Origin of the sequence: Anaerotignum lactatifermentans DSM 14214, assembly GCF_900142265.1 — a bacterium.
GTDB lineage: Bacteria > Bacillota > Clostridia > Lachnospirales > Anaerotignaceae > Anaerotignum > Anaerotignum lactatifermentans.
This window is the reverse complement of the sequence record NZ_FRAH01000031.1, coordinates 23,165-35,363: the sequence shown is the minus strand read 5'-3', so window position 1 is coordinate 35,363 and position 12,199 is coordinate 23,165. Positions and strand designations below refer to the sequence as shown.

The window sequence follows — 12,199 nt, the reverse complement described above, 5'->3', positions numbered from 1 at the left end:
TAAAAGATGGATATACATTGCCCTTGACCAATGTCAGCTGGACCGTTATGGGAACATCCCTTGCCGGAGATACTTTGGTACCCACAGAGTATAAGGCAGTAGCTACTTATTCAAAAACATTCAGCTCGCAGGTGCCTACGGGCTATGTGTCCACAGCAAGATACAAAGGCAATGTAACGAAGACAACGGCGGATACGGCAACCTTTACCATTACTTACGCAGGAAAGCTGATAGAAAATGGAATGCCGCCAGTATTAAAAGCAGTAACAGGCATGATTGCAGTACTGCTTTTGGGCTGTGCCATTGCCATGCTTTTGCTTTATCTGAAAAACAGGCAAGGGGCGGATGTGTATAATCTCATTGACAAAGAGTATATCTGCATTGGAAGACAAAATGTCAATCCAAAACAGCCTGTGATTGATTTGAATGAGTTTGAGGACTTGATTCAAAGCAATGTATTCCAGTTTGTGCTGGACAAGAAAACAACAAAGGCGCTTTTCGGCAGGAACATCAGTGTGACCTATAAAGACATGACAGTAAAGCACAGAGTCAATGAGAAAAAAGGAGAATATCGATTTGAACTGGATCTGGGAGGTGTGTTGGATGCGGAATAGAGTGAAAAAGTTTAAAATTTCTGTCCCAAGCATTATAAAAACAGCAATGGTTTTCCCTATGATTTGCGGAGTTTTTTTCTGCGTGCCAGCTTATGCTCTTGACTCAGATTTAAGTTACAATTACAAAACAGAGAATCAAGAGGAGTTTGTTATTGTGGGAAAATCCAATATCAACATCCAAGGGGAGATACCGGATTATCTCAGGGATATTTATGATGTATCACCGCAGACAGTCTATGATTCAGAGTACGGCGCCAATGTGGTGGAGCCAAATGCACCATCCATTAACAACACTACATACGCACCAACCAATGCACCAATCAATCCTTATACCCAAAGTCCAAACAGTCTGATTACAGGTACAGCCTATGGCGGGGGTACCAGTGGAAGCTACACAGCAGATATTTCTTCAGACGGCTATGTGACAAATGAGATTCCAGAACAGGTATATGACGAAGTTTTGCAGTATCCCTTAACAACCATTGAGCAGGTGCGAAACAGCGATGGGAGCATTGGCATATTGAAGATTCCAGAAATTGGACTGACTGTAACCGCCTATGACGGCGATACATTCACAGCGATGAAAAAAGGTGTGGGACATTTGGCTTCCACTTCCTGCTGGAATGGAAATATCGGCTTGGTAGGACATAACAGAGGTACCAATGACTACTTTGGAAAACTGAAAAAACTGGATATTGGCGATGAAATGACCTATACCACAAAACTTGGCACAAGAACCTATGTGGTAAAATCCATTACAAAGATTGCCGATACGGACTGGTCAAAACTGCAATATACCAGTGACAACCGTCTGACATTGATCACCTGTGTGGAAGATGTGGGCGATCAGCGTCTTTGCGTGCAGGCAGTGCAGAAATAATCTTTTGCTTGCAGTGTAAATGGTTTTCCAATATAAATGATATTGAAAGGAAAACAAGGGGAAGGAGGCGAAATAAATATAGAAAGACTTTGACAGAGATACGGTTTCCAATTGATTCAAAATGCAGTGAAAAAGAAAAAGGAGCGTGAAAAATATGAAAAAACGATTAGCAGCCATATTGGCAGCCACAATGGTATTAGGTACAGTACCATGTGCTTTCGCTGCTGACCAGATCACAGTTACAGTTGATGGGGAAAAGGTCAATTTTGAGGATCAGCAGCCAGTGAATATTGATGGTCGTATCATGGTTCCAATCAGAGATGTAGCAGAAAAAATGGGCTGGGAAGTTGAATGGTTCACATATTACGGAGATACGGTTGTAGATGGCACATTCCAAATAGAACATTCAGCTATCTTTACAAAGCCGATTGCATCTACTGATAGATATATGGCAGGCTATCACAGCAGTCTGAACATCGAAGATAAAACAAAAACAAAGTCAGTTTGGGGTGCAACACATATTTTGACACAAGGTGAAGATTTACCAGTTTCTGCTCCCGCAAAAGTAATCAATGATCGTACATTAGTAGGAATCAGAGATTTGGCAGATTGTATGTATGCAGATGCTCAGTGGGATGCAGAAACAAAAACCGTTGCAATCAAAACTACTCCAACTGAACAACTGCCACAATACAATGAAATCCTGGCAAATGTTGCTTCGGTGAAGAACCAAGAACCACAGGAAATGCCAGAAACAAAGCCAACTCTTACGATTGAAGAGGAACAGCGTCAAAGAACAGAAAAATATGCAGCAGAACAGAATGCAAAGCGTGATGAATTCGCTGAAGAAGTCATTGACCGTATCAACCAAGAACGTGAAAAGAATGGGTTAAATAAGCTTCAAATGAATGATGCTTTAATGGAAGCAGCAGATGTAAGGGTAAAAGAAATTGTAACGAACTTCTCTCATACACGTCCTGACGGAAGAAAGGCAAAAACAGCCGCAAATGAAGCAGGTTTTGAAGGAAACTATATCGGTGAGAATATCACAGGCTTTGCCAATACACCCAAATGGGCTGTAGATAATTGGACGGAATCAGATGGTCATAGAGAAAATTATCTAAATCCTGAATATACTTATACAGGTGTTGCATATCTGTATGATAAAGACAGCGAATATGGCAGTTACTGGGTACAGATATTTGCAAGGTAACAAATAGAAGTGAATAGAGCAGGCAAAAAAGAGATACAAAAATCAATTGTATCTCTTTTTTTAATGCCAAAAATCAATAAGGAGGGAACCTAAATGTGTAAAACAAGAAGAATCATTGCTTTTTTGCTGGCGATGCTTATTGCCATTCCAACAATCTCCTTGTCAACGGTTCGTGCTGCAGAAGAAGGCAGTGATATCACCAAAATTACTGTTGTTAAAGGCAAGGATATCAATGATATAAAATATGATGGAAGGAATGTATTGCATTCCTCTGCGTGGTGGTATGACAAGGAAGGCAATAAAAATCCAGCATTTTGTGTTGATCCCAATAAGGCTGGTCCTGGAGAATACTTTGCTGGAAAGTATGACTTGAATGTGGCTGGCGCAGAAACAAATGAAAAAATTGCCGCCATCATCAATAACAGCATTCCATATAAAACGTATCAGGAATTAGGTGTAAACAGTGAAGAAGAAGCCTATGCTGCTACAAAGGCAGCCATTTGGTGCGTGATTGGTGTATCGCAGTACACAGACCGAGGAAAATGGAATGCACCCGATAAACCACAGGTGACAGCTTTATTTAACAAACTGGTTGATCTAGCATTGAATAATCCTGAACCAGTAAAAGCAGCAGTATACGGTACGATTAAGGTGGATGAAGAACCAGTGGAAGAAGGAAACTACTTTGTACAGCGTTTTCAGGTAAAGGAAACAAGTGATTCTGGAAAGAAAATCACGAAGTATAAGGTCGAATTGACTGGAGATTATCCAGTTGGAACAATCATCACAGATGAAGACGGCATCGAAAAAACACAGTTCAAAGGTGATGAAACATTTGCAATCCGTATTCCTAAGACTTCAGTCCCTGTTGGTGGCAGTGTGGAAGCAAATGTAAAGATTTCCGCAAATCTGTATTCTAATGTTATCTTGATTGGCAAACCTTTGAATGGTTTGGATGGCAAAGTACAGGATATGGAAATTGGGATGCCGAACCAGCCCATTACTATTAATGCCAAAATGGTAATTGGAATACCAGATATTCCTGGTAATCCGGGTGATGGCAAACTAAAAGTCATCAAGCTGGATGCCACAGATAATGCAACCCCTTTGGCAGGTGTAACATTCGATTGTTATAATGCACAGGGGCATTTAATTGATACAGGTACCACAGATGAATCTGGTATTTGGGAACCAAATATTACGGAGTCTGGTACCTATACGGTAGTAGAACGCTCTACCAATAATAGATATCAGCTGACTGAGCCAACCACTTTGGTCATTACGGTAGAGCCGGATCAAACAGCAACGGCAACATTTCGTGATTATCCGCCGCATATTGTGGTGACAGAAAAAGAAGATGCAGAAACAGGTGAACCAATTCCTGGTGTGCAGTATGAAATCATGCAGATCGATGGAAAAGGGGCTTGGAGAGCAACAGGCAAAACCGATGCAGAAGGAAAAATCACATGGGAAGATGTACCAGATGGTACCTATCTTGTAAGAGAAGTATCCACTGTAGAAGGATATATCTTGGATCAGACACCTCAATATGTAACCGTAAGAAATGGACAGGCTGCCGGATTAAAATTTTTGAATAGTAAATTTCCAGGCTTGACTATCACCAAGATCGACCAGCAGACAGGCGAAGTCATTACTGATCCAGCTACTTTCAAAGTAGAACAGGTAGACGGCAGTTACACAACCACAGTCACAACAGAAAATGGTGTTGCTACACTGAAAAATGTACCCGTAGATACTTATAAAATCACAGAAGTAACTGCACCTGAAGGATACGCATTGGGTGATTGCCCTCAGACCGTATACCTTGGCAAAGACAAGAATGTTCAGGTGGTTATGAAGAACCTGAAGAAACCTGTGCTTACCATCGAAAAGATCGACGGACAGACAGGTGATCCAGTACCAGGCACCAAGTTTGAAATCAAGAAATCCGACGGAACTTTGATCGGTACCGTAACAACAGGTGCAGATGGCAAAGTAACAGTCGGTATGAAAGGTGGCGAACTTGGATATCTCGATCCCGATGTGTATACTGTAACAGAAGTATTTGTACCAGAGCCTTATGTGCTGACAGGTGATCATCAGGACATCAGACTGAATGCAGGCGATAGAAAGTCCTTGTTATTTGCAAACCTTGAAATGCCCAGCATCACCGTTGAAAAATACGACGAAGAAACAGGCGAAAAATTGCCAGGTGCTCAGTTTGCTATCTATGAGCAGGCTGACACTGCACGTCCAGTTGTTGAAGGCATGACTGACGAAAACGGTAAATTTACATCCGGCTATCTCAAACCCGGTACTTATGTGGTCAAAGAACTGAATCCACCTCCTGGATATATGTTCTCTGATAAAACAAGCCCTGACAGAGTGATCGTTGCCAAACCTGGCGATGGTGAAATCATCGTAAAGGTAGACAATATCAAGCTGCCAGAACTGACCATCAAGAAAATCGACTCTGTGACCAAAGAGCCGATTGCGGGTGTTGTGTATGAAATCAAAGAAGTAGATGATACTAGCGTACAGCCTACAACGGCTACTACCGATGAAAACGGTATGATCGTAATTCATGGGCTGAAAGCAGGCACTTATGAAATCACTGAAATTTCTACACCAAAACCCTATATTCTCAATGACACACCTCAGAGAGTAAAACTCGAAGCAGGAGATCATAAAACATTGATGTTTGAGAACATCAAATACCCTACATTGATCATCGAGAAAACAGACTATACGACCAATAAGGGTATTCCAAACACCACATTCAAGATTGAGCATGAGGAAGACGATGGTGCAATTACAACAGTCGGTACATTCAAGACCGATGAAAATGGCAGAATCAAACTGCCGTATGTAGAACCTGGCTGGTATATCATAACAGAAACCATTCCGGCACAGGGCTACCAAAAACCGACAAACCCTGTAACTCGTATTTATCTGAACCCTGGTGACAATTCTTACCTGAAGGATGATAATATCGCAGGTGGTGGCGGTACTGGTGGCACAGGCGGCGGTACAACGACCGAAGGTATTGAAATCACCAGTGGAAATGATTACGAAGTGGTAGACGGTATCGTAAACTATCCTCTGAACAGTTTGGCCATCAAGAAAGCAGACGCCAATACAGGTGAAATGCTGGATGGTGCAACCTTTGAAGTATTCCGAATCACAGGGGAAACAAGTGGTCAAAACGGCAAACTGATCTGCACGGCAACTACAGACAACTCAGGTGTTATTGTTATTACCGGTCTGGAAGCAGGTGCTTATGCGGTCAGAGAAACAAAAGCACCAAACAACTACATCATCGCAGAAACAGATATGCAGACAGTCAATATGAAAGCAGACGGAACATCTGTTGTGGAAGTAGTATTCCGAAACTATCCTTACGGCTCTCTGCTCATCACAAAAGTGGATGCCTTGACCAATAAACCATTATCCAATGCCACTTTTCAAGTAACAACAGGTGATGGAACGGTGGTTGGAAACAGCAACGGTATGTATACTACAAACAGTGATGGCGAAATCCTGATTCCAAATCTGAAACCAGGCAGTTATGTAGTAACTGAGCGCATTGCACCAGAAGGGTATGCCTGCGATACAAAACCGCAGACCATTGAAATTGGTACAGATGGTGCTACATACAAAGTGCATTTCCAGAACCAGCCTATGTGCTCTCTCGTGATTTTGAAGAAAGACGCAGATAACGGTAATCCATTGTCTGGTGCGCAGTTTAAGGTAACAACATCCAAAGGCGATGTCATTGGAAGAAACAATGGCATCTTTACCACAGACAGCAATGGCTCCATTACGATTTCCGATCTTGCCAAAGGCAGTTATATCGTAGAAGAAGTAAAGGCACCGGATGGCTATGTGTTGGAGGAGCAGTCCAAAACCATCGCGCTGGATTATGGCAAAACTTATACATTGGAGTTCACCAATAAAAAGATGACATCTCTTGTCATTAAAAAAGTGGATTCCATCAGTGGTGAACCGCTTGTTGGAGCAAAATTTGCTGTGGAAAAGCAAAATGGGGAACACGTAGGCGAGTACACTACAGATAATACCGGTACCATTCTGCTTCCGACACTTGATCCGGATTGGTACGTGGTAAGAGAAACAAAAGCACCAGAAGGATACATCCTGGACGAAACACCAAAAACCGTTGAGGTAAAAACAAATGTGCCAACGGTGGTGACATTTGAAAACAAGCCGCTTTCAGGAATCAAAATCGTGAAAACAGATTCCGAAACAGGGGAACCGTTGGAAGGTGTATCGTTCTCAGTTTCTAAAATGAATGGTGAGAAAATCGGCACATTCAAAACAGATAAAGAAGGTATGGTCTATATCTCTGATTTGGAAGATGGTTACTACACTGTAACAGAAACAGAAGGATTGGAAGGTTATCGCTGGGACAAAGAACCGAAAACGGTAGAAGTGAAATCCGGCAAACAAACCATTTTGGAAGTGGAAAATCAGCCATATTCCGGTTTGGTCATTGAGAAAACCAACAGCAGAACTGGTGATCCGATCGAAGGTGTAGAATTCCTTGTGACAAAATTCAACGGTGAGCAGATCGGATACTATGAAACAGATGAATCCGGCTTGATTGTCATTGAAGGATTGGAAGAAGGCACATACTTGGTAAAGGAAACAAAAGAAGCCAAAGGTTATATCTTAGACAGCGAAGCCAATGAAGTGGAAATCAAAGACGGCAAGAGAACGACATTAAAAGTGGAGAATGATCCAATGTCTTCTGTATTGATCCATAAAATCGACTCTGTCACAGGAGAAGGCATTCCAGGAGTGAAATTCCTGTTATATGACAGTGACAATGAACCGATCGGTCAGTTTGAAACAGATGACGAAGGCTATATCTGGATCAGAAAAGAATTGCCAGAAGGCAAGTACAAACTCAGAGAATTAGAGCCTGCAGAAGGATATATCTCTGACAACAGCGAGAAAACATTCTATGTGCAGAAAGGCAGAACAACAGAAATCGAGTGGGAGAATACACCGGAAGTCGGTCAGATCGTCATTACAAAACGTTCTTCCGAGTTCAATGAACTGACAGGTCTTCCTGCCGGTTCTCCATTGTCTGGTGCAGTATTTGAAATCTATAACACCACAGGAAATTTGGTTGATAAGATTTCTTCTGGCAGCAATGGTGTTGCGGCGTCTAAGGGATTGCCGGTAGGTGTCTATACCATCAAAGAAGTATCCGCACCAAGATATTACGCTTTGAATGATAAAACACTTTTGGCGGAAATCAGGCACAATGGTGATATCGTCAGATTTGAAGTGCTGAACAGCAGCATTTCTTTGAACCTGACCATTCAGAAAAAAGGACCAAACGCCGCATCTCCTGGACAGACCATCCAGTATGACATTTATGAGGTGCAGAACGGCTCCTCCGGCACTTTGGAAAACTTCTATATTCATGACAGGATTCCAACAGATGCCACAAGAGCTTTGAAGATCGTCACAGGCACATATTCCGAAAGAATGTATTATAAGATCACTTATAAAACAAACTACAGGGATTATCGTGTGCTTGCGGAAAATCTTCTGACAAAGAACAGCTATGAATATAGCCTTCATCCAAATGTCCTTGGCTTGGCAAATGGAGAATATGTCACAGACGTGCGTCTGGAATTCCCGAAGGCAAGCCCTGGTTTTAAGATGCTTGAAAATATGTCTGTATTCTGTCAGGTAATGCCGAATATGCCGAAAGATTACCGTATCGTCAATAGAGCAGATGTAGGCGGAAGATACGGCAACGAATGGGAAAGCGCAAAAACCAGCTGGAATACAACAGTGTGGACTGTGAATACAATGCCGGTAACGCTTCCCAAAACAGGTTATTAAAAATATGATTTCTGGGGCAGTCGGAAGACTGCCCCTTTTCTATGAAAGGAGAGAAGAACAATGGCAGTAAGATGGAAAAGGGTATTTTTGCTGACAGTGGTTGTGCTTATGGCAGTGATCTTCTTCGCACCGCCAGTATTTGCGGCACCAGATAGTGGTCAGGTTTCCACAGCCATTGAAAGCACTTGGAAAACAGCAGCCGGTCAGATCAAAACCGTAACCAATAACGTTATCTTTCCAGTGGTGGATTGTGTGCTGGCGATCCTGCTTTTTGTCAAATTAGCTATGGCTTACTTTGATTACAAAAAGCATGGTGAGTTTGATTTCGCGCCAGTGGCAATCCTGTTCTTTGGTCTGGTGTTTGCCATTACAGCACCGACTTATATCTGGAATATTCTTGGGATTTAAGGAGCCAAGTATTTTAGAAAATGAATATAATCAGTAGAATGCCATCTATTATTGTGTTATAATTTAATATAAAGATTTTAGTTTTCGGTCAAAACCAATGAGGAGGTGGCACTGTATGAAGAAACAGATTGGCATACTGTTAATAGTTATGTTTTTGTTTGGTTTAGTTGGATGTCAGAATGAGGAAAAAGAACAAACTTCTTCTGGAGCTTATGATTTATATGAAGGTTATATATCTGTAAAAGGAAATCAGCTGTTTGTAAATGATTTTGAATTTATTGATTTATCTGAACAATATTGGATAAACAAATTAGAGCTAACTACAGAGGATATGCCAAACGGATATTATATTTATGATACTTCTGATGAATTGATGACCTTTTCTCTGAACAATGAAACACGATATAATTTTTATGATGTTGGAGCACAGTTCGTTCCTGAAGACGATACTGATCGTTTATATACCACCACCAATTTGAATGATTTTTTGGAAAAGTTTGATATTGATGGCAGTGGTGATTTAGGAAAAACACCGTTTAGGATTCAAGTGCTTGAGGATGGAAGAGTTATTTCAATCAGTGAAATCTTTATCAACTAAGTATCATATAAAAATAAGAATAGAAAAAATATTTGTTCAAGCCTTTATCCAATAGGATAAGGGCTTTTTATGTGGAAAAAGGAATAAGATAGTCATTTCAACTAGCAAAAAGTGAAGGTGATGAAAAATATGTTTGGCTTAGACTTTGCCGTAGACGGTGTGCTGGATCAGTTTTGCGACTGGATCTATGGCAAGCTGATCACATTCTTTGGTGAGTTTTTCAGTATGATCAACATGATGGGCGCGGAACTTTTTGAGCTGGATTGGATCAAAGCAATCCTGCTCTTTTTTTATTACTTCGCATGGGCGTTATATATCGTTGGCATTGTAGTGGCTGTGTTTGACACAGCCATTGAGGCACAGAGAGGAAAAGGGAGTTTTCAGGATTTGGCGTTAAATATCATCAAGGGTTTTTTCGCCGTCAGTCTGTTTACTGTAGTACCCATTGACCTCTATGTCTTCTGCATCAATCTGTCAAATGAACTGATTGGTGCCATTGCGGGTATGTCGGATTCCCCAGGCAAACTTGGTGCCATTGCCACTATGGTGCTGGGCAGCTTTGAAACGCCGGGTGCCAATGTGGTGGTGTCTATCGTGTTTGTCATACTGATTGGATATGCGGTCATCAAAGTGTTTTTCGCAAATTTAAAACGAGGCGGCATCCTTCTTGTCATGATGGCAACCGGCAGTCTTTATCTGTTCAGTGTGCCAAGAGGATACAGCGACGGATTCGTATCTTGGTGCAAACAGGTGGCAGCTCTCTGCCTGACAGCGTTTTTACAGACCATTGTACTGGTTGCAGGGCTGGTTACCTATAACGCAAATATGCTGCTTGGCATCGGATTGATGCTTTCCAGCACAGAGGTACCAAGAATCGCACAGAACTTTGGATTGGATACCAGTATGCGTTTCAACGCCATGAGTACGGTATATTCCGTAAATTCCGTAGTCAATATGGCACGTAATGTAGGAAGAATCTCAGGCAGATGAAAGGAATGAGTTTTATGAATTGGGCAGACAAAGGGAGAAGAATGGCGGAAAGAGCAAGAGAACTGTTCCCACCAGGTACAAGAATTCAATTAATTCATATGGACGATCCATATCATCCGATACCTGATGGAACAAGAGGAACGGTCAAGTTCGTGGATGATATGGGAACCGTATTTCCTGATTGGGATAACGGCAGAAGCCTTGGTGTGGTATACGGTGAGGACAGTTTTCGCAAGCTTACACCAGAAGAATTGTTGGAAGAACAGCAGCAAGAGGACATGGGTGAGGATATGGACATGGGAATGTAAGGGAGGTTTTTGAAATGAAACTGGTATATATCTGCTCACCATTGAGGGGTGATCATAAGAAAAACATAGCAAAAGCAAACGAATACGCCAGAGAAGAAGCGTTGAAAGGAAACTGTGCCATTGCACCACATTGTGTTTTCACACAGTTTTTAGACGATGAAGTTCCGGAAGAACGCTGGCTCGGGCAGGAAATGGGGAAAGCACTTCTTTGCAGGTGTGATGAACTTTTGGTTTGCGGCAGTATCATTTCGGAAGGAATGCGTGAGGAAATCAAAACTGCATATGAGAACGGCATTACTGTTTTAGGCAGAGATTTGTCCATTGCGGATATAGAAGATGCGGTGTTTGGAGAAACAGAGCAGTGCTGTAAGATGGTATAAAAGGCAGGTGAGAAGCAATGTATATCTATCCGGAAAACCTGAAAGGCAAAAGCACCATGTTCCTTTGGACACTGCGGGATATGCTGATTATCATCATAGGCGCGGTGCTGTCTGCCGTCTTTGCGGCGGCTCTGGACTGGATTGTGCCGGGGGTAATGGTTGGCGTATTCGCCTTCTTGACACTGCGTATTGACAACGAGCTGAATATCTCAGACTATATCCGCTTTGCCTTTCGTTTTTTTGTGACAACACAACAGATTTTTTATTGGAGGTTTGCCGATGACAAAAATGAGAATTGGAAAGAAGAAATCTACCAGAGAAGAAATAGGCGCCAGAAATATTGATGCACTTGGTGTGGAAACATACGGCAATGAGTATCTGGTTTACTTTCTGGTACAGCCGGATAATATTGCGGTACTATCAGAAACAGCAGTAAAAACAAAAATCATAGCGATGTCCAGTGTCATCAAAGGACTGGACTCCATTGAGTTTTCCTGCATCAATTCCAGAGAAAACTTCGACCAGAACAAAATGTTTTACAAAGAGCGTCTGGAGGAAGAAGAAAGCCCCAAGGTACGAGAAATATTGGAAAAAGACCTGATCCATCTGGACAGGGTGCAGATACAGACAGCTTCCGCAAGGGAGTTTTTGTTTATCCTCCGCTTTCGCAACTATAATCCAGAAACAAATGAGGTACAGACCGGCATCAGCAGAATGACAAAGCTGTTGAAGGATGCAGGGTTTTCCTACCGTCAGGCAAGTAAGGAGGACATCAAAAGGCTCTATGCCGTTTATTTCGTGCAGAACATCACACAGGTATACTTCGATGACTATGACGGCGAGAGATTTGTAAAGGGGGATGCATACCGTTGAAAATCAGCAGAACAAAGAAAACAAAAGCCTATATTCCCAAAACGGAAGAAGAAAA

11 protein-coding genes are annotated in these 12,199 nt (G+C 41.9%); all 11 read left to right on the top strand.

Translation table 11 applies throughout. The annotated features are described in order from the left end of the window. A partial coding sequence (locus BUB35_RS09630) for a hypothetical protein (protein WP_330391148.1) occupies positions 1–614 on the top strand: 614 nt, incomplete at its 5' end. 154 nt (positions 615–768) lie between these two features. Beyond that, positions 769–1,494, top strand: a complete 726-nt coding sequence (locus tag BUB35_RS09625; RefSeq protein WP_242949235.1) for a class D sortase — start codon at positions 769–771, stop codon at positions 1,492–1,494. Positions 1,495–1,648: 154 nt separating this feature from the next. After that, positions 1,649–2,707 carry a CAP domain-containing protein gene (locus BUB35_RS09620; RefSeq protein ID WP_072851226.1) on the top strand — a complete coding sequence of 353 codons (1,059 nt, stop codon included), beginning with the start codon at positions 1,649–1,651 and terminating at the stop codon, positions 2,705–2,707. A 93-nt stretch (positions 2,708–2,800) separates the two neighbouring features. After that, on the top strand, positions 2,801–8,587 hold the full coding sequence (locus tag BUB35_RS09615) for a SpaA isopeptide-forming pilin-related protein (RefSeq protein WP_072851224.1): 5,787 nt from the start codon (positions 2,801–2,803) through the stop codon (positions 8,585–8,587). A 60-nt stretch (positions 8,588–8,647) separates the two neighbouring features. Next, positions 8,648–8,995: a DUF3852 domain-containing protein gene (locus BUB35_RS09610; protein ID WP_072851222.1), complete on the top strand. Its 348-nt coding sequence runs from the start codon at positions 8,648–8,650 to the stop codon at positions 8,993–8,995. Positions 8,996–9,110: 115 nt separating this feature from the next. Then, positions 9,111–9,593, top strand: a complete 483-nt coding sequence (locus BUB35_RS09605; RefSeq protein WP_072851220.1) for a hypothetical protein — start codon at positions 9,111–9,113, stop codon at positions 9,591–9,593. A gap of 129 nt (positions 9,594–9,722) precedes the next feature. Further along, positions 9,723–10,583, top strand: a complete 861-nt coding sequence (locus tag BUB35_RS09600) for a conjugal transfer protein TrbL family protein (RefSeq protein WP_072851218.1) — start codon at positions 9,723–9,725, stop codon at positions 10,581–10,583. 14 nt (positions 10,584–10,597) lie between these two features. Next, a complete protein-coding gene (locus tag BUB35_RS09595; RefSeq protein ID WP_072851232.1) occupies positions 10,598–10,891 on the top strand; it encodes a DUF4314 domain-containing protein in 294 nt (97 codons plus the stop codon). Positions 10,892–10,905: 14 nt separating this feature from the next. Continuing rightward, positions 10,906–11,271, top strand: a complete 366-nt coding sequence (locus BUB35_RS09590; protein ID WP_072851216.1) for a DUF7768 domain-containing protein — start codon at positions 10,906–10,908, stop codon at positions 11,269–11,271. A 17-nt stretch (positions 11,272–11,288) separates the two neighbouring features. After that, complete coding sequence (locus BUB35_RS09585; RefSeq protein ID WP_072851215.1) at positions 11,289–11,615, top strand: hypothetical protein; 327 nt, start codon at positions 11,289–11,291, stop codon at positions 11,613–11,615. Beyond that, positions 11,551–12,144, top strand: a complete 594-nt coding sequence (locus tag BUB35_RS09580) for a hypothetical protein (RefSeq protein ID WP_072851214.1) — start codon at positions 11,551–11,553, stop codon at positions 12,142–12,144. The genes BUB35_RS09585 and BUB35_RS09580 overlap by 65 nt, the downstream gene beginning before the upstream one ends. Positions 12,145–12,199 lie beyond the last annotated feature (55 nt).

Bases quoted from the DNA above. Each gene is read 5' to 3' on its own strand.
- BUB35_RS09620 (WP_072851226.1), top strand. From the start codon at position 1,649: ATGAAAAAACGATTAGCAGCCATATTGGCAGCCACAATGGTATTAGGT.
- BUB35_RS09615 (WP_072851224.1), top strand. From the start codon at position 2,801: ATGTGTAAAACAAGAAGAATCATTGCTTTTTTGCTGGCGATGCTTATT.
- BUB35_RS09610 (WP_072851222.1), top strand. From the start codon at position 8,648: ATGGCAGTAAGATGGAAAAGGGTATTTTTGCTGACAGTGGTTGTGCTT.
- BUB35_RS09605 (WP_072851220.1), top strand. From the start codon at position 9,111: ATGAAGAAACAGATTGGCATACTGTTAATAGTTATGTTTTTGTTTGGT.
- BUB35_RS09600 (WP_072851218.1), top strand. From the start codon at position 9,723: ATGTTTGGCTTAGACTTTGCCGTAGACGGTGTGCTGGATCAGTTTTGC.
- BUB35_RS09595 (WP_072851232.1), top strand. From the start codon at position 10,598: ATGAATTGGGCAGACAAAGGGAGAAGAATGGCGGAAAGAGCAAGAGAA.
- BUB35_RS09590 (WP_072851216.1), top strand. From the start codon at position 10,906: ATGAAACTGGTATATATCTGCTCACCATTGAGGGGTGATCATAAGAAA.
- BUB35_RS09585 (WP_072851215.1), top strand. From the start codon at position 11,289: ATGTATATCTATCCGGAAAACCTGAAAGGCAAAAGCACCATGTTCCTT.
- BUB35_RS09580 (WP_072851214.1), top strand. From the start codon at position 11,551: ATGACAAAAATGAGAATTGGAAAGAAGAAATCTACCAGAGAAGAAATA.